Origin of the sequence: Shewanella sp. 10N.286.45.A1, from assembly GCF_041470405.1 — a bacterium.
Classification (GTDB): domain Bacteria; phylum Pseudomonadota; class Gammaproteobacteria; order Enterobacterales; family Shewanellaceae; genus Shewanella.
This window is the reverse complement of the sequence record NZ_JBFRMK010000049.1, coordinates 47,309-65,372: the sequence shown is the minus strand read 5'-3', so window position 1 is coordinate 65,372 and position 18,064 is coordinate 47,309. Positions and strand designations below refer to the sequence as shown.

The 18,064-nt window shown below is 44.0% G+C and carries 15 protein-coding genes and 1 pseudogene; 8 read left to right on the top strand and 8 right to left on the bottom strand.

The window, feature by feature from the left end; genetic code table 11:
• Nucleotide 1: 1 nt before the first annotated feature.
• Nucleotides 2-1,306: a dipeptidase gene (locus AB4238_RS04630; RefSeq protein ID WP_372031785.1), complete on the bottom strand. Its 1,305-nt coding sequence runs from the start codon at nt 1,304-1,306 to the stop codon at nt 2-4.
• Nucleotides 1,307-1,869: 563 nt separating this feature from the next.
• The gene (locus AB4238_RS04625; protein ID WP_220757342.1) at nt 1,870-2,622 is read right to left on the bottom strand and encodes a hypothetical protein; all 753 of its coding nucleotides are present in this window, start codon (nt 2,620-2,622) and stop codon (nt 1,870-1,872) included.
• A 364-nt stretch (nt 2,623-2,986) separates the two neighbouring features.
• Here AB4238_RS04625 and AB4238_RS04620 point away from each other — a divergent pair, with 364 nt between their 5' ends.
• From AB4238_RS04620 to AB4238_RS04600, 5 genes are all read left to right on the top strand, one after another.
• Nucleotides 2,987-4,165 carry a threonine/serine exporter family protein gene (locus tag AB4238_RS04620; RefSeq protein ID WP_372031784.1) on the top strand — a complete coding sequence of 393 codons (1,179 nt, stop codon included), beginning with the start codon at nt 2,987-2,989 and terminating at the stop codon, nt 4,163-4,165.
• Between the two features lie 255 nt (nt 4,166-4,420).
• Nucleotides 4,421-6,517, top strand: coding sequence for a carboxylesterase family protein (locus AB4238_RS04615; protein ID WP_372031781.1), 2,097 nt, complete (start codon nt 4,421-4,423; stop codon nt 6,515-6,517).
• 74 nt (nt 6,518-6,591) lie between these two features.
• A complete protein-coding gene (locus AB4238_RS04610) occupies nt 6,592-6,954 on the top strand; it encodes a hypothetical protein (protein WP_372031778.1) in 363 nt (120 codons plus the stop codon).
• The gene (locus AB4238_RS04605) at nt 6,914-7,801 is read left to right on the top strand and encodes a hypothetical protein (RefSeq protein WP_372031775.1); all 888 of its coding nucleotides are present in this window, start codon (nt 6,914-6,916) and stop codon (nt 7,799-7,801) included. The genes AB4238_RS04610 and AB4238_RS04605 overlap by 41 nt, the downstream gene beginning before the upstream one ends.
• A gap of 53 nt (nt 7,802-7,854) precedes the next feature.
• Entirely contained in the window at nt 7,855-8,028 is a 174-nt protein-coding gene (locus AB4238_RS04600; RefSeq protein ID WP_372031773.1) for a hypothetical protein, read from the top strand.
• A gap of 180 nt (nt 8,029-8,208) precedes the next feature.
• Here the strand turns inward: AB4238_RS04600 and AB4238_RS04595 are convergent, their stop codons facing one another.
• Nucleotides 8,209-8,637 (bottom strand): hypothetical protein, encoded by a 429-nt coding sequence (locus AB4238_RS04595; RefSeq protein ID WP_372031771.1) that lies wholly within the window; start codon nt 8,635-8,637, stop codon nt 8,209-8,211.
• Nucleotides 8,638-8,657: 20 nt separating this feature from the next.
• On the bottom strand, nt 8,658-9,836 hold the full coding sequence (locus tag AB4238_RS04590) for a patatin-like phospholipase family protein (protein WP_372031768.1): 1,179 nt from the start codon (nt 9,834-9,836) through the stop codon (nt 8,658-8,660).
• Between the two features lie 324 nt (nt 9,837-10,160).
• Here AB4238_RS04590 and AB4238_RS04585 point away from each other — a divergent pair, with 324 nt between their 5' ends.
• Nucleotides 10,161-10,568, top strand: a complete 408-nt coding sequence (locus AB4238_RS04585; RefSeq protein ID WP_372031766.1) for a glycine zipper family protein — start codon at nt 10,161-10,163, stop codon at nt 10,566-10,568.
• A 106-nt stretch (nt 10,569-10,674) separates the two neighbouring features.
• Here the strand turns inward: AB4238_RS04585 and AB4238_RS04580 are convergent, their stop codons facing one another.
• Complete coding sequence (locus AB4238_RS04580) at nt 10,675-11,661, bottom strand: GTP-binding protein (RefSeq protein WP_372031763.1); 987 nt, start codon at nt 11,659-11,661, stop codon at nt 10,675-10,677.
• A gap of 91 nt (nt 11,662-11,752) precedes the next feature.
• Nucleotides 11,753-13,420, bottom strand: a complete 1,668-nt coding sequence (locus tag AB4238_RS04575) for an amidohydrolase family protein (RefSeq protein WP_372031761.1) — start codon at nt 13,418-13,420, stop codon at nt 11,753-11,755.
• Between the two features lie 610 nt (nt 13,421-14,030).
• Between AB4238_RS04575 and AB4238_RS04570 the strand changes: the two genes are divergently transcribed.
• On the top strand, nt 14,031-15,155 hold the full coding sequence (locus AB4238_RS04570) for a dipeptidase (protein ID WP_372031759.1): 1,125 nt from the start codon (nt 14,031-14,033) through the stop codon (nt 15,153-15,155).
• A gap of 524 nt (nt 15,156-15,679) precedes the next feature.
• Here AB4238_RS04570 and AB4238_RS04565 read toward each other — a convergent pair.
• Nucleotides 15,680-16,345 (bottom strand): annotated as a pseudogene (locus AB4238_RS04565) (group II intron maturase-specific domain-containing protein); the annotation flags it as partial.
• Nucleotides 16,346-16,418: 73 nt separating this feature from the next.
• Between AB4238_RS04565 and AB4238_RS04560 the strand changes: the two are divergent.
• A protein-coding gene (locus AB4238_RS04560) for an IS3 family transposase (RefSeq protein ID WP_372031757.1) occupies nt 16,419-17,596 on the top strand; the annotation gives its coding sequence in 2 pieces (ribosomal slippage) (nt 16,419-16,686 and nt 16,686-17,596; 1,179 coding nt in all).
• Here AB4238_RS04560 and AB4238_RS04555 read toward each other — a convergent pair.
• Nucleotides 17,515-17,949 (bottom strand): Tn7 transposase TnsA N-terminal domain-containing protein, encoded by a 435-nt coding sequence (locus tag AB4238_RS04555; protein WP_372031755.1) that lies wholly within the window; start codon nt 17,947-17,949, stop codon nt 17,515-17,517. The two genes, AB4238_RS04560 and AB4238_RS04555, sit on opposite strands and share 82 nt — an antisense overlap.
• Between the last annotated feature and the right edge of the window lie 115 nt (nt 17,950-18,064).

Here is an 18,064-nt window from a genome sequence, read left to right as displayed (position 1 = left end):
TTTACACCCAAACTTGGTCAAACACGCGATACATATTACCTCCCAAAAACTTGCCGCAGTCTGCTTCTGAATACCCGTTTTCAAGCATCTTATCAATTAACGCTGCAACAATTTGATATGGCGCTGGTGTAGGGAACCCTTTTGCCCCAACAGCGGCACTGTAGCCTCCATCTGGGAATACTTTTTGCCCCATTGGGGTTTGAATAATCGACGCTGTAAAATTGATGTTAGGTATATAGTCCGAACCGAAGCCAACATGGTCTATCCCTACTAAATTAACCATATAATCAATATGCTGGAATAATGTATCAGTCGTCAATATATCTGGGTTCGACGTATCCATAAAGGCTGCAACCATATTTATTGAACAAACCCCACCTGTTGCAGCAACTCCTTTAATAACGGCATCGGTAAGGCTCCTCTGATAGTCAGCAATAGCCTTGGCTCCTGAATGTGAAGATATAACAGGCTGACGACTGCGTTCAATTGCATCAAGGGAAGTACGCTCACCAGTGTGGCTTACATCCACCAGCATACCGTAGCGATTATAGGCATCGACTAACTTCTTACCATAAGCGGTGAGTCCTCGATTTTCAATTTCGAAGCAACCATCACCCACATCATTACGCTGATTATATGCTAGGAGGCAGTAACCATATCCCATCTCTCGCCAGAGGCCTACACGGTCAACATCACCGCCAAATATTTGCGTTCCTTGGTGAGTGAAGTAAATACCAAGTTTATTCTGCCGGTGCGCTTCATCAATATCTTTGGTTGTACGAATCAACATGTAATTATCGGGGCGCTCTTTCATTTTACTGAGATAGAACTGAGCCCCCTTCATAATCCCTTCAACAGACGCATCCAATGAATCCGCAGATGGACACGCTGCAAGAACGTTGAAACCTGCGGCTTTGCATTTGTCCATTTCATCATGGAATTCAGGAGCTTTTGGGGATGACCATTGAGAGGGCCAAAGACCAGAGAATAAAGTGTCAATAGCCATGGAATCACGTACGATTTTTCTTGCACATTCTGAGGCTGGGTATTGATGAGTTCTTTGTGGAATTTTAGAGTAATCCTTTATCTCAAAGTCTGGCAGTTTAGGAGATGAACCAGCTTTAGGTTGGTCTGTCGCATTGACAATACTACTAGGTAATATCATTGCCGCTGCACCGCCTATAGCGGCACCGACAGAGGTTTTAAGCATCGATCGGCGGCTTAATTCGCGCCCTTTCCCTGTCCCAATCGAGTCACTTGCCACATGACCTTCGACTAAGTCCACTTGTTGAGTCATTTTGTCCATATGTTTTACCTTCCTTTTTAGATCAAAAAATAAACGACAAAAAGTTAGAGTATTCATAGGTCGGCAAACACACTCAAAGCCGTCTAGTAAATAATTTTAGAAGTTCTGCACGTTTCGTCGCCAATAAATAAAATATACCTTCCCCCAGGCCAAAAGCGTGAGCACGATCACATGATTAGCGTATTGCGAATACTGACTCATACAAGGCTGTTGATTAAAAACTAATTATAATTTCAGCCCCTAAAGGTATTAGCGAGTTAGGCAACTTGCTTCCTAAATAGCGTTCCTAGTTCTATGACTTCGTTCATTGCTTTTACAGCAACCAAAATTTCATCTACTTGTGGATAGTAACTTGCCGCTCATAGTCACTCTTAAGCGTTTCCCGTTTCCATGCTTACAGATTTGTCCATTTACAGTTTTTCATAACGACCTTGGAGGCTCAAACTATCGGCAAAAAGTTCACACTATTAAGCTAACAAGGTTGTACTTAGCACCTATTTCGGACGCAAAAAAGCCAGTTGAACAATTCAACTGGCTTAAGATCGGGAAAGATTGAGTAGTCTTTAAAAGTAAGCTTTAAAGAAGAACCAGGCCGCAGTGTCATTGATATCAATTTTTTCTGAACTAGACTTCATCGTGCTCACGGTATTTTCAAGCTTAAATTGGCCCCATTTAGACTTATCTTGAGACAAGGGAGTACCAAACGTTATCGATGTTTTCAAAGTATTGTCTTCAATGCTACCACCTAAATAGGTGTATTCCGGACTAAACATGATATAGGTACCATCATCACCTGTTTTCCATGAGAAGTAAGCCGCCGCCATACCACCAACAATATCGGTATCACTTTCTCCCATGGCATTAGCAAAATCCTCATCATATGAACCTGCTAATACCCCGCCACGAACAAAAATATTCAGCGACTCTGCTGGGGTGGTAAACATTACAATGCCACCAACCGCAGCAGTAGTAAACTGTTGATTATCGATGATATCAAGTGATGCCGCGACACGTGGAGTCACCGCATTATCAATGTTAAACACATGAAAATACTGGATACGACTATCATTATAGTCACCCTCCTTATTCATTGTTCCTTCGATAGTGCCCATCGCCATCTGTCCATTATCAAGTGTATAGGCTAGTGAGCCCGATAGCTTAACGTCCCCCTTATTATTCACACCAACATAGGCAGATGTTGATGCTTTTGTTAAATCAGAAGGATCAACATCGTGAACTTGTTCCTGCGCAAAAACATTAGCAGTCAACGCAAGGCCGAGTGTCGTGGCTAAGATAGTTTTAGTAAGTGATGACATGATTTGTAGCTCCGTAAAAATGGGTTTAAGTCAATAACTGGAGCCAGTTTACGGTGAGTTTAAACTAACAATAACCCTCATTTGACGGGTCAAACCATTCAAATGGCAAAGCTCTTATCAGGCCGTTTGTAAAGTGAAGTGAATTACGCGATGAAAACGTTAGGTAAAATTGTCTATTAGTAGATTTAACAACCTCTTTCTCAGCAGTGAAGTGCATTGAACTGAATGCCCTTTCTTTTTCGCAGGACTCAACCCTCTATATGCGATTGTAAAGTGAATGACTTAATCATTACCATTTCTGTTCATGCCACTTCTATCCATACCAAAGTTGCCATCATTAATGACCACGCACTGAGTACCAGCCATGAAAGTTAAAAATGAAACGCCTTTACAGCAGGATGACATTTTATCGTTTGCAGATAAATTACATCAATCAGGTTGTGCCCCCTACGCCGTTGCCCAATACACTAAGGCTTATGCCAACGAACATGGTGTGGCGATCGCTATCGATGTCACTCCAACCAAAATGGTGACGGTATTTGAGCAACCAACCCAAAAAGTGGTGATGCAAGATAAAAATCCACCTTCGGTAAATTTACGGAAATTGATAACAACATTAAAAAATCAAAAGGCTGATGGAATTGCTAAAGGTGCTGATAAGTATTCCAAACTGGCCCTCTGTATCGCCAATATGTTACTGCCACCAACCTATCTAATGTTGGTTGGCAGTACTTATCTTGCCGTCGGCATTGCCTTCATGTTAGGGCTACTAGCCTGGCTTTCACAGGTAGTGTTAACGGGTGAACGTGCGATTCTGATTGAGTTTTTAGTCGCGTTAGTGTCAAGCTTTGTGGTTGGGGGTTTAGCTTCTCATTTTCCCGAGCTACCCGTGTTAGCCCTATGCATCTCATCAATAGTCCTGTTTATACCAGGGCTTACCGTAACCAATGCCCTTGCAAGCCTAACATTAAATGACTTTCGTTCAGGCATAGAACTCTTGGCGCAAAGTACACTCATCGTCATAAAAATCTTTATCGGCGTCGTATTGGGTTTGAGCCTATCGACTCAACTCTTCGGCAGCACAACAGCTGCCCCCTTTGTTAATGAAATCCCTTTAAGTCTGCATATCCTAGCTTTAATCGGCATATCTGTCGCAATTGGCGTCATCTTTAATGCCAGCGCGAAGGATATTGTGATCGGGTTACCCGCAGCGGCAATTGGCATGTGGGGCCCTCATTGGTTTACCTCTGACTGGGTAGTAGGGACGTGGATAAGCACTATGCTTATTACCCTATACGGACTCGCTGCGGGAAGAATACGCAATGTTCCCGCGCTGGTATATATCATCCAAGGGATCATTATCTTAGTACCGGGAAGTCGAATAATTGTTGGAGCGAGTGAGTCTTTCTTTGCTACCGCAATCTTACCGATCCCAAGCATAGGACTATCAGCATTACTGATGTTTTGCGCCATTATGGCGGGCCAAATCATCATATATTCTATCTTTAATAACCGATTTATCTTTACCCATAAAGATCGCTAGCATTTATGAATTAACGCACAACGAATCAACAAAAACTAGAGAGCATCAGCTCATTTTCCAAACGGGATTTCACCTTCTCGCTATGCGTTGAGAGGGTTTCATCCTTCATCGGCGATTATTCCATGGTCAAAAAAACAACTAAAATGGCGTCATAAATTGAAGTGTTCCCTGACATATATCCCCACTCGACTTAAAACCAGTGGAGGCAAGTGAGTCAGCACTCAATGCCAAATGAACCGAACTATGGAGTCTATTATGACGATGTTTTATCGCTCGGCCCTCGCTGTACTTGTTTCGTTATCTTTAGCTGCGTGTGGCGGTAGTGATGACAATTCAGAAGTCACCAACCCCGATCCCGCACCAGAGATACCTGCACCAGTTGAGCCCTTGCCAACGGAGCAGGTAGCGTTGCAGATAGGTGATAACACCCTGCAAGCACTGCGTGAATCCGTTGTCGTCAATGATATTGATGGTGCACCTGCTCGTGTCGAACTTGAGGTGTTTAAAGGACTTCCCTATGCCAATGCAGCACGCTTTGTTCACAGTGAACTCGCAACATTGGCCACGGTCAGTGATGCCACATCATTCGGCAATGCCTGCCCGCAAAACCGAACAACTATTCAGGCGCAATCGGAAGATTGCCTCAACCTCAATATTTGGCGTCCTGAAAATACCACAGCATCGGAATCATTACCCGTATACGTGTTTATTCACGGCGGCGATTTTGAAGTGGGTTCAGGTTCAGACCCTTTAGTGCAAGGTGACAATGTGGTGGCGCAGGGCGCAATAGATGGCAAGCCATTTATCGCAGTGACCATCAACTACCGTCTCGGTATTTTGGGCAGCTATTGGCAGGATGGCAGCAAGACACCTGAAGGCGGTAATTTTGGCTTGGGCGATCAAAAACGTGCACTGCAATGGGTAAATGAAAACATCGACTTGTTTGGCGGCAACCCTAATAACGTGACGCTTATCGGCCAAGGCGCTGGCGCAATGTCTGTGGGGATATTGCAACAGAGCCAAACTCAAGACAATATCACTGGTAGTTTTTTCCAGCGCGCGATCATGCAAAGCAACCCTTATGGATTTGATTATAAATCCTATGGCCAGGCACAGACCTTTAACGGCAAGTTGGCCCAATACAATACAGAACTGTACCAAACAGAAAGCCTAGCTGAGCTCAGTCTGACTGAACTGCTGGCCGTTCAATCTAAAGCAACTGGACTTGTATCAACGGTCGGCACCTGGTCTGGCATAGACTGCATCGATACCGATAATTTGGTTGGCAGTGGCCTGTGTTTCGCCAATAAACTAGACAGCGAGATAACACCACAGCACCATCTGAAACCATTTGCGCCCTACATAGAGTACCGTGCCAAGGCGTTCCTGAAACCTGAAATTAGCGGCTACCACCTGACCACTCAGCCCGCGCAAACCGAGTACACAGTACCTACGGTAGTCGGTTTTAACAGTGATGATGGCGCCACCACCAGCTTTTTGCCTAGCCTAACCTCTTTAATCCCAACCATCATTGAGTTAATCAAAGAGATGAATGAGGCACCAGAGGGGATCGAGCCATCAGCACAGGCTATTCAAACCTGGTTGGCTTCGCAAGACAACTTGGCTCAACTTGGGCAGCGCCTGATGCAGCTGACACCTGCGCAAGTTGCCGCACAGGTAGACCTTGGCGATATGTTGCCAGGTAGCGCCTACGAGGCCATAGTTAAATTCTTCTTTGGACTAGGCAATAGTGAGCTGGCCAACAAGTTACTTGCACTGACCGATTACGCCCCTAACGACGAGAGTGAACTCTCAGGCGCCACCGCCAACATGGCGCAATTTAGGCAGTTAGCCAATGACATGCTGTTCAGTGGTCCAGCACACGTTAAGGCAAAACAAACCAGTGATAACGGCTTGGTTGCGGCCACCCTATATCAATTTGACTATAAGCCAAGTTTCAATAGTTGGACCGTGTACAACGAAGGGGAAACCATCTACCCAGGGGATCTATTTAAGTCCGTAAGCTGTATGGGCAAGATATGCAGTGGTGCAGAGTTGCCATTCATCTTCAATAAGCCATACAACCTAGCTGGGAGCCACGTAAAGCCAAGCAGCAAAGATCAACAACTGATGAACACTCTGTCACGCATCTGGTTCAGCGACGAGCTATTCGCCGACTATCAATACGATACAGCCACTGACAAGGTACTAACTATCAAGGTCGACGCTCAAATCACCCCTATCACCGACTGGGATGCTCAGCAAAATAACGCTCAAGATCCCGAACTAAGAGGCGGTCGTCTGAGCGGTCTGGAAGACTTAGGCCTGATCATGAGTTACTTCGATAAGTAAGCCTTGAATCCCCCGTCCCCAAGGCCGACTGGTTAACCGCTAGCCGGCCTTTTTCTCAACGAGGTACTCAACCTATGAGTAGACTTCCCCTAAGCCGCCAATTGATGGCGTTACTGCTATGCCTTTACAGCCTGGTGCTCACCGGGTGTGCCGGCAGCTACCCTGAGGTCGAGCCCGGCTTTGAATCGAATTGGCAGGCTCAGCCCCATCAGGCACAGGTATATCTGATCTCCAGCGCGAGCGAGGCGTTGGCGCGTCGCATAGAGGCTGTTCGCCAAGCACAGCACAGTATCGACATCACCTACTTCTCTTGGAATAAAGATCTCTCCGGCCTGATGCTGCTCAATGAGTTGAAACTGGCGGCGGATAGAGGCGTTCAGGTACACATCGTCTTAGATGATCTCCTGGTTTTCAACGAAACCTGGCTGGCTGGCTGAATTAGGCCAACATGAGAAGATGGAGATCCGCATCTTTAATCCCTTCAACTCCCGTAAGACAGGTTGGCTAGGTCGCAGTATCGACTTTGAACGCCATAGGGCGCAGCTGGACAATCGACTCCATGAAAAGTATTTCAATGTCGATGGTCAGTTGATGATCTTAGGTGGACGCAATATTGGTGATGACTATTTTGGTTACAGTCAAGACGCTAACTTTTTCGACTTAGACGTGGTATTTAAAGGCTATATTATTCAAGCATTTATTGGTAATTATCAGCAGTTGTGGAACAGTGAGCTGCTGACACCGGTTACAGCGCTGATTAAGACAAAAGAAGCTGGTACTTACCGCCAATTTAATCAGGCATTAGAGCGTGCCCAAACGAAACATTCTCAAGTAGCCGAGGCAATTGCGAGCTCGCTAACCTCTCTGTCTGCGATGAGTTTTATCGATGCTGAGGTGACACCTGTTTTCGACTCGCTAGATAAGGTAAAAGACAATAAACCTTATTTCAGAACTCGAGTAGAGCGCCTAATGGAGGAACCGATAAATAATGCAAATAAGGCGGTCATTTCAAGTCCTTACTTAATTCCAGGTCAAAGTAAGTACAAGATTATTGAGACTCTGACGCAACATAATGCGGCGGTGACACTGATCACCAACTCATCTGCGTCAAATGATTCTGCCTTTGTGCCTGCCGACTTTGAAGAATATTGTCCGATATTAATGAAGATGGGCGTAAATCTGTGTGAATTTAGAGATGATGCCTATGCAAAGGACCATCTTTATCATGTCGATACTTACTACCACAATAGGACTTTCATTTTGACGATAAGATCTCCTATATAGGCTCATCCAATTTTGCCCCTCGCTCTGACTTTCTCAATATTGAATTTGGGATTGTGATTGAAAGCGAAGCCTTTGCCAAGATACTCAACACCTATTTATTGGGCACACAAGAGTACAACTATTGGCATGTCACTCAACAGTCTGACGGCAGTATTCGTTGGCAGTCCGCTGATGAGAGCCTCGACACTAATCCTAATTATGGGGATTGGTACAAACTGCCAGACTAGCTTATCAGGCAGGTGGATGGTGGAGCGGAACTCTAAACAGAAACGGTAATGAACAGGAGCGGTTATTGATACCGCTCTTTTTTATGTCTGGATGTTTAGTAGCGGGAGGGGTTTAGCATTTAAGCATCATCTAATATCAAAAAAGCCCACTAGTTGCGGGCTTAACTAAAGTCGCTCATGTTATTTGTATTCGATAACCCGAGCGACGTAATTAAAGTCTCCTGAGTCGCCATGGTAATCTCGATATAGGTCAACCGAGAAAAATACGGGCTTATCTTGCTCAATACGATCCGCAATTTTACGGCTCAGCACATCAATATCTGTTTCACCATAAACATAGAACTTGCTCGCTTTTTCAAGTTGAAGATCTCGGGCCTGGTGCCTATTGATATAGATTTCACTAAACATCTCTTTAATAAAACCTCTATATTCAATTAGCTCAAAACTGGCATCTTCATCGATGGTGATAAAGAATTCTGTCTCCTCAGTAACCGACACTAGCTGCTCCATCTCTTGATCCACCTGCGCCGCTTCGCGCTGATCTAATGTATTCGCTGAGGCATTCGCAGCTAAAGCAAGCAGTGTTAGGGTGACAAGTGTTTTCTTCATATTACTACCTCTTGGTAAGTTTAAGGAACTTCAGTTGACCAAAGCTCAGTGGATGTAGCTTTGCTATAGCCATGCTGGTACAAGGCTTTCATATACTGTAAGTCGAACATATCTTTGGTCGATTTAGGTGCGTTAAACTCATCATCCATATAAGTAAATGAAAGTTCTAAGCCACTATTTTTACTGAAATAAAGCATTCTATACAGGTCACCTTTAGCTTGTTGAATCGTCATACTGCCAAGACTTCTACTTAATAAATCAACGCCCTTATCCTCAGTTGCCTGATAGGGAACTTTTAACATGCCATTACGAATAACATGTACCTGTGGCGTCGTCGTTAAACCCAAAGCCTCATTGATCTTGCCGTAATCAACATTGACTACTTCGAAAAACATTTGCACCGTAAGTCCGCCATCAACATGAAGCTCTTCTAGGGTCTTGTCACCTTGGTTAACCTCAATAAATTGTGGCGGAAACACCCCAGGTATTGATGAACTAGCTGCCAGAATTTGATGAATAAGAGTAACCTTGTTCGGTAGATCACTCTCGGCGATGCGACCAAGGTTCCAAACGACCAGCTCTTCAGAGTCAAAATGGGTGCTGCCAATAAATAACCGACGACCAGACTGATGCTGTACAGCAATCTGCTCAATCATTTCTGCCGTGTAGACGCTCTGGATGAATTCATACATCTTTTGTCCATCGGTAAATGCATCCTTAATCAACGCATTGAGAAAATTACGCTTACCTAAGATAAGATCGTCATTGAGACTCAACATGACGTTTTTCAAACGCGGGATTTCTTCCCCACCCACAAATACAAATGGCGCCATCAGTGAGCCAGCACTAATGCCAGTAACAATGCTGTACTCCTGCAATTGATTGCTGTCGTACAAACCGTTAATGATTCCGGCGCCAAATGCTCCGTTAGCCCCGCCGCCAGACAAAGCGAGAATATTAAGCCGTTCGCCTTTTACACTAAGCGGTGTTGTCCCATCCAGCTCATTGAATAGAAAGTCCGATGCATCATCAGCCCAAACTCGATAGGGTTCAGCAGCTGAATCTGTTGTGCTGGACTCAACCGTTACCGCTCGGTAATTATCTTTGGTTACTCGGTTTTCAAGGGGGTGTATTGAACTACACGCCACAAGAAACAGCGACAAAAACATCACCATAGATAAAGACTTTGTGTGACCCATTACTATCTCCAAATGACTTATCACCACTGTCTGACAGTGATACTGAAAACAACGGACAACAGCCTTATGTCCAACTGATAAAATGCTGCTAGTGGTATTACCCTCACCAGCACTGCAACATTCTTGATTGTGGGTATTTTATACAGATAATTGAGAAGCCATTAATCGCATATGAAGGGTTAAACCCTACAATCACAACTCGACTATTTCATCAGGAAAGCTTCACGGTGTTCGAAGGGTTTGATCCTTCAAAATGAATGTGGGTGATAGCTATGGCTCAGGTACATTAACCTTGTCCGATCCGTTTTAATCTATAGGTCAATTATGAGCAGAAAAAAATTATTATTGAGTGCTGCACTACTTATATCTGTGTCGGCTTACACCCAAGCCAACATCATTGTCGACAGCAAAAATGTCGACCCCCAGCAATATCACGCCGATATGTATGAGTGTGAACAGTTAAGCCAGCAAGTTGAACCACAGTCGTCCAATTCGCTAGGTCATGACATACTAAAGTCAACAGCTAAGGGGGCGGCCATCGGCGCCGCTGGCGGTGCAATATCGGGGGGCAGTGGCTCTAACGGTGCCAAAGCGGGGGCGGGAATAGGTTTGATTGGCGGGGCATTAAAGCATGGTGCAGAGAAACGTCGAGCCGAACAAAGCTTCGATGCTCAGACCCAAAATGTTATGCGTAACTGCATGGTCGGTCGCGGCTATACGGTACTCAACTAACCATTTTGCTTAACATTACAGCAATTGCTATAAGCTCAAATATAAAAATGCCGCGACTTTATCGCGGCATTTTTTAAGCACTGAATCCCCCCGTGCTACTGGATGTTTAACCGACTAAACGGGCTAGTTTTTGACGCATTACGTTTTCATCCATGCCGCCTTTCGGCGCGATAAAGACTAAACGTGTCGCCCGCGCTTCATCAATATCCCATGGCTCACCCACGGTGACATTGGCGCGCTGACCAGTGCATTGGAAAATGCAGCGATGATCAGGACGATCAACCAAATTTAATATACCTTTCATGCGGTAAGCATCGACTGAAAACTGCTGTAATAGTGGATACAGACTTTGCAGTGCGAGTGGCTTATCGGTTTCAAAACTGAAGGTATCGAAACTGTGGTTTACATGATCTGCGTGGTTACAGCCCTGATGGTCATCACAATCATGATGCTGACAGCCATGCACCTTGTGTAGTGTTGGCTGAGTGACTCTTTCTGGAACATCAAATAAGATCGGTAAATCAACTTGGCCAAAAGTCATCTCAACCAATTTAGCGAACGGTGCTTGTGTCGTGCACCATGCTTTCACCTCATCTAATTTAACAGCCTCAACGAGATCCACCTTGTTAACAAGTACGATATCAGCAACTTGGATTTGTTGCTCTGACAGGTCGGCTGTAGGCCCTTCAAAACCTAAGATATTTTCTGCATCAACAGTCGTAACGATAGCATTAAGTGGAGCATGTATTTGAAGCTCTGGATCTTCAAATTGAAGCGCAACCTCTTTAGGCTCGGCAATTCCCGAAGTTTCAACAATAATATGATCAGGGCGATCATCCAAAGCGAGTAAGCGCATTACTGATACAACAAGACCTTCGGCAAGATTACAACAAATACAGCCATTTTCCAGGCTGATCATGTTTTTATCTTCAGATTTAACTAACTCAGCGTCGACATTGATTGAACCAAAGTCATTAACGATAACGGCCATTCGCATACCATCTGCATTGGTCAGTATATGGTTAAGAAGTGTTGTTTTTCCTGCGCCCAAGAAACCCGCTAAAATAGTGACTGGAATTGGCTTGCTGTTCATATAAGGCTCTCTTTTTCTGGTATCAGTTTAACTCACATTCGATATAGCTTTTAAACAGGCTAGTTCAATAACTAGCCCTTAGACTTGGTCCTTACACGGTAACCTTCCGGCGAACGGGCAGACCTGGCATCGCATCTAAATTAAGCTCACCTTGTTCTATTAGTGGCGTACCGTTCACCAATACATACTCCATTCCTTTAGAGAGTACATTTGGCTGGGTAAAGGTAGCCATATCTTTAAGTTCTTCCAATTTGAATACAACTAAATCGGCATCTTTACCCACTTGGACGCGTCCTTTGTTCTTCATTTGAGGAATCGCGTCTTCAAGAATACGACATGCATTTAAACTCGTACGCTCCATCGCTTCAGTAAGAGTCACAGCCTTATACTGATTTACGTATTTGCTCACGAAGCGAGAAAAACAAGCAATCGAACGAGGATGGGCAAATGCATCTTTTGGCAGTGGCCAGACATCACCTTCGATTAATTGCCCTTTACTGTTCATCCAAGGCATGGCATCTGAAGCAATTGCAGCACCAGGGAACAATACCGAGCGATCCATTTTATTACGATCATCTTTATCTTCATCCGGCTTCAAAAAGTGCATGACGACAACTGAGCCTGGTGCTGTCGCTTGAAGTTCTGTAACTTTAGCTTGGTCTAATGCTTTACCATTCATTTCCATATAGCTGGCACTTGGTACCCCCCAACGCTCTAGCCAATCTTCACCACGAAAAACTTCAGCACCGACAGCAGAAGAGCCTGCACCATAAGGGTAGGCTTCGGTAGTAATAGCAAGTCCGTTATCAACCGCTGACTGCACTAGATCTGCACAATCATCGATATCTTGTACTGAAGTACTGTTCAGGTGACAAATATGCATGTGAGCGCCAGTAGTCGCAGACAGGCTAATTAGCTCTTGATAAGCTTCAAAGCTTGACTGAGGCTCTGCACTATTTAAGTAACGAATATGGGTATAAGTAGGGACGTCATAGCGCTTAGCAAGTTTTGCGAGCTCATAATATTCTTTGTGTCCGTAACCAGGTGCGTACCCCGCATTAATGCCCACGCCTAAACCGCCCTCTTTCAACCCTTGTTCAACGGACGATAAGATCTCTTTTAACTCATCTCCTGTTGCCAAGGTGTTTTGCCAATTTTTAAGCCCAAATGCTTTTTGAAACCAAACAATAGTGCCATCGGCAGGCGTAACATCTTTCTCTTTAGCCATCACTCGTGCGTAAGTCCATGCTACCGACGCACCGTAATTAATGGGACGCCCCTCTTTGGCACAATCATCATAGAATTTACCAATAGGCAGTAGGCCTGACTCCATCTCTAATGCTGTGGTGACGCCATCAAATGCTTGTGCGCGAGCAGCAGGAACTTGCTGACCATGAGCATGCATATCAATAAAACCAGGAGCTACAACTAAGCCTGCCGCATCGATGACTTTACTACCTTGTAGCTTTTTATCTGAAATGGCAGCAATACGACTACCTTTAATCCCCACATTTCGAATCGCATCAAGCTTAGTTTCAGGGTCAACCACACGGCCATTTTCAATAACAATATCAAAAGGCCCGGCCTCATTCGCCATTAGTATAATATTCTTACCTAGCAGTTTTTCTGGAGCCGCATGCAAAACCGAGGCAAATGGAATTGCAGCCGCTCCTACAGCTAATTTGGTTAACGTTGCGCGTTTTGACTGATCAATATCATTAACAGCCAATTCATTTAAAGCTTTGGTGTATTTCATCATTAGTTTCCCTAAGTTGATGTCTAAACAATAACCACTAGCTCTCAGACCCTCTAGTTCACTAGGACATGATAATAGTTCATTATTGCACTCTCGTTATTGGTCACTAATATAGACGGGAATAAGCATACTAAAAACTCGTATTTGAATGACTAAACCCTACATGAAATATAACCATACACTAATAAATTAAGCAGCTATTAATGAACGAGAACTGCCATTTGTTCTTTTATTACGGCTACTAGGCAAGCATTTTATAACTGACTTTTGGACAAAGTGAGTCAGCAAGATCTCATTACTGAAGACGCACACCTTTGGTGACTAAGGATTTGTTGCCGCCAAAAATGATCTTGTATGCACATATAATGACACCAAGGTAACAAGGTATTTTCAACATAAGAGCAGAGAATATCATCCCTCAATGTGGTGTGACGTAGCAGGAGTAGATCATTTAGTCCAGAAGACGATGCTTTCAGGTTTCTAGTACCGAGGGTTTGATCGTACATATACGATTAATACTTAGATGATAATGAAGCTACTATTGTGACAACTCAACAAGCTTAGCGTTTATTCAACAGTTTGAAAAAGATGCAAACACTATAGGAATCGAATTATGACTAATAACAAAACCCTTGAGCTACCTGAATTTGAAATCAAAGATTATTCCAATATTCCACAGCGTAAACAGTTTTATCCCGCATCAGAAAAAGCTGTCAATATTGTCCGTGATTCTATGACCATTGATACGCTATTTTCTGCACTATATCCCAGTCAGTGGTCTTCACCTGAAGCGCCAGAATTTCACGATGAAATGGACCGTTGTAAGGCTGCTGGTTTTAAAGTACTTGCAGCATGTCCATCTGCGGACTCGTTAGACGCCTCTGTCGATGGCATCATGAAAGGCACAGATTTTTATCTTAATAAAATGAGAGAACGCCCAGACAGCTACAAAATTATCCGTACAACAAAAGACATTGATGATGCGGTAAAAGAGGACAAGCTTGGGCTATTTTTTACTCACCAAGGCACCCAGATATTTGGTGGCGATGTGGACCGTGTCGCTTTGTGGCGTGAGTTAGGTTATGGCTACTGTCTTTTAGCTTACAACAATCGCAATGAAGTAGGAGATGGTTGCTTTGAACCTGAAAATCGCGGTTTGACCGCCTTTGGTAAAAAGCTGATTGATAGCTATAACCGTTACGGCATGGTGGTAGATGTTAGCCATACAGGCGAACGTACCTCGCTTGATGCGATAGAGCGCAGTAGCCAACCCGTTATTTCTTCGCACTCAGGTGCAAAAGCCATGGCCAATTATCAACGTAGTTTATCTGACGAAGTAATCAAAGCCATCGCAGAGAGTGGCGGCGTATGCTCAATCAACATGGTTGGCGCATTTATGGACACTTCTAACCCAGATATTGTGACCACAGACGCGCTATTCCGTCATGTCGATTACATGGCGAACCTCGTTGGCATCGATCACGTGGGTTTTGGTTCAGACTATATACCCAATATTAATTTTACTGCCTCAATCATGCAAACCCCTATGGGAGCCGCTGTATTCCCAGATGGCGGCTATAGTGCGGCGGCGGGGGCAAAAGGTTTTCCAACTCCTGCGCCTTACCAAATTGTCGCGGCACTGATTGATAAGATGCTTGAAAATGGGTATTCCAAAGAAGATTGTGGCAAATTCTTAGGGGGGAATATGTACCGAGTATTTGATCAGGTGTGGCGTTAGTCAACCAATCTAATTGGTTAAATATCTAGTCGTAAAAAGCACCGCCAAATCAGGGTGATGAGTGTCGGTGCTAACTTAAATTTGAACAATTGGCTGTCGCTGCAAGCATAAGCTGACCTATTGAACGAGGTCCATTCCAATATGGACTGCCCCCAGAACCCTAGACATTTTACAGCCTCATTTTAAGACTGCTTCAAACAACAACAGGCAGATGTCGCTGGATGCAAAGTCTGACATAGGCAGCTTCCGGCTTTCAATGACTTAGCAAAAACATATAACCATACTCTGACATAAAATATACCCATAGTCTGACAAATTGGGACAGCCTCTAATGGACGAAAATAGTGAAATGTTCTTTTATTACGACTATAGAGACGAGCACAATAGAGACGAGCATTTTCTAGCTCACTTTTGTCGGATAGGCGGCACCAGTTACCAAGTGCCGCCCTCCTAAGAACCGGACGTGCAACTTTCACTGCATACGGCTCAAGCCTCCACTAAGGCGTGTTCTGTTACCCAGCACCTTACATCGCAGCTAAAACAGGTTCGAACCAAGAATTGCGACTTTGCTTTTTCGGTTTCCTCTTAGCCAAATAGGCTAGATATTGAGGATCGAATGGCGTGGCAGCACTCCTGATTTTCACATGTCTCTTTATCGGCGTTTGAGCTATCTGAACCAGATTAAAATGGCAGTCCATGTTGGCGATTTTCTGCCAGCCGTGGAATTGCCACCCACCTAAGCGATTCATGTAGTATTTTCGACGTACCCAGTCTTTGCTTTTCGTTAGGTGACGCCTTACCGCCCATCGCCATAACAACCAGAAAAGTTGATGGCCTACATAATCGAAAGTTCGCTTTGCCACACAATGACGATAATAATTCGCCCATCCTCTCAGCTTCGGATTCAAAATCTTAATGAGATCGTTTACTGGAATAGTTGCGTGCTTTTTGATGAGTTCGCGTAAGTTACTCAAAAATGATAATAGATTGCTCTTACTTGGTTTAATAAGCAGTTTGCCTTTGTACTTTCTAAGATTGAATCCCAAAAAGTCAAAACCATCATCAATATGAGTGACATGCGTTTTCTCTTCAGAAAGTGTTAAGCCTCTTTCTTGTAGAAAACCAATTAGCTGCGGTTTGATTTCGTTAAGTAGGAACTCCTGTGAAGTCCCCGTTATAACAAAATCATCTTGTAGTGGTACGGTGAATTTGGCCACCTAGTTAGAGGTGATATCATCACCTCGTAAGTTAACAGGTGACACTATGAAGAAACGTACAAGAAGACTGTTTAGTGCAGAATTTAAACTCGAATCTGCACAACTAGTACTAGACCAGAATTACTCAATTGTTGAAGCGGCTCAAGCCATGAATGTGGGTAAATCAACTATGGATAAGTGGGTTCGGCAATTAAGAGAAGAGCGACAAGGTAAGCAACCTAAAGCATCACCTATATCACCAGAACAAATTGAAATTCGAGAGTTAAAAAAGCAACTCGCTCGCCTCCAGGAGCACAACGAAATACTAAAAAAGGCCACAGCTCTGTTGATGTCGGACTCACTGAACAATTCTTAATAATTGAGAAACTCAGGCAGAGCTACAGCATAAAAACATTATGCGAAGTGTTCAGTATTCATCGTAGTAGTTACAAGTATTGGAGAAAACGGCCAACAGCCATAAACGCAGATAAAGTAAAGCTTCGAAGTCTAGTTAGCGAAGTACACACTGCAAGTAACGGCTCGGCAGGTGCTAGAACGATTGCAGATATGGTTAGCCAGCAAGGTATCTCGCTAAGCCGTTATCGCGCCACTAAGTTGATGAAGGAGCTTGGTATAGTTAGCTGTCAGGTACCTAAGCACAAATACCGAAAAGCGACACTAGAACACATTGAAATCCCTAATCACCTAGGTCGACAATTCGCTGTCACTGCTCCGAATGAAGTTTGGGTTGGTGATGTCACCTACGTGTGGGCTGGTAACCGCTGGATGTACTTAGCGGTTGTGATTGATCTATTCGCTCGTAAAGTTATTGGGTGGGCTATGTCATTATCACCAGATAGCCGTTTAACGGGCAAAGCGCTTTCGATGGCCTATGAAGGTCGAGGTAAACCTAAAGATGTTATGTTCCATAGCGATCAAGGGACTCACTATACAAGCAGAAGGTATCGGCAACTATTATGGCGATACCAGCTCAAACAAAGTTTATCTCGACGTGGGAATTGTTGGGATAATAGTCCAATGGAACGCTTTTTTAGGAGCCTTAAGACAGAATGGATACCAACGACAGGGTATCGTAACTTTGCAGAAGCTCAGCAAGAAATTACACGATACATAATTGGATATTATTGTCAGCTTCGCCCGCATCAATATAACGGCGGACTGACACCTAATGAATCAGAACGATTGTTCTGGTTAAACTCTAAAACTGTGGCCAATATTAGTTGACCACTACAACCTTTCCGCAACTGGCGTTCGGTGATCAATCGGAGCTCTAAGCCCAGCTCAATACAAGACTGCTGTTTATGCCTAAGTCTCTCCTTTACCTCTAGATCACAAGCCTCTTTTGAATACTTAATCTCATAGTAGATCTGCTTACCATCTGCACTTGAGACCAAAAAATCAGGGGTATAAGGAAGGGACTTACCATAATACTGGTAATAAAAACCGATAGGTTGTGCTTCAAAGGCTGACACCGACTTACTGTATTCAAAATGAAAGCAAGCATCAAACTCTAATGAAGACTCTAGCGTTAACGAAGCACGATTCTTTAGGCTAGCAAACTTAAAGAGGTTCTTCACGCGAGAGTGCTTTATGTTTCTTTGGTACATAAAAACACTCAGATGTAGTTAAATGACAAATAAACACTACACTATGTGAACTTATAGTTCAAATTGTGCACACTTATTTGTCGCT

Bases quoted from the DNA above. Each gene is read 5' to 3' on its own strand.
- AB4238_RS04630 (WP_372031785.1), bottom strand. From the start codon at position 1,306: ATGGACAAAATGACTCAACAAGTGGACTTAGTCGAAGGTCATGTGGCA.
- AB4238_RS04625 (WP_220757342.1), bottom strand. From the start codon at position 2,622: ATGTCATCACTTACTAAAACTATCTTAGCCACGACACTCGGCCTTGCG.
- AB4238_RS04620 (WP_372031784.1), top strand. From the start codon at position 2,987: ATGAAAGTTAAAAATGAAACGCCTTTACAGCAGGATGACATTTTATCG.
- AB4238_RS04615 (WP_372031781.1), top strand. From the start codon at position 4,421: ATGACGATGTTTTATCGCTCGGCCCTCGCTGTACTTGTTTCGTTATCT.
- AB4238_RS04610 (WP_372031778.1), top strand. From the start codon at position 6,592: ATGAGTAGACTTCCCCTAAGCCGCCAATTGATGGCGTTACTGCTATGC.
- AB4238_RS04605 (WP_372031775.1), top strand. From the start codon at position 6,914: ATGATCTCCTGGTTTTCAACGAAACCTGGCTGGCTGGCTGAATTAGGC.
- AB4238_RS04595 (WP_372031771.1), bottom strand. From the start codon at position 8,637: ATGAAGAAAACACTTGTCACCCTAACACTGCTTGCTTTAGCTGCGAAT.
- AB4238_RS04590 (WP_372031768.1), bottom strand. From the start codon at position 9,836: ATGGGTCACACAAAGTCTTTATCTATGGTGATGTTTTTGTCGCTGTTT.
- AB4238_RS04585 (WP_372031766.1), top strand. From the start codon at position 10,161: ATGAGCAGAAAAAAATTATTATTGAGTGCTGCACTACTTATATCTGTG.
- AB4238_RS04580 (WP_372031763.1), bottom strand. From the start codon at position 11,661: ATGAACAGCAAGCCAATTCCAGTCACTATTTTAGCGGGTTTCTTGGGC.
- AB4238_RS04575 (WP_372031761.1), bottom strand. From the start codon at position 13,420: ATGATGAAATACACCAAAGCTTTAAATGAATTGGCTGTTAATGATATT.
- AB4238_RS04570 (WP_372031759.1), top strand. From the start codon at position 14,031: ATGACTAATAACAAAACCCTTGAGCTACCTGAATTTGAAATCAAAGAT.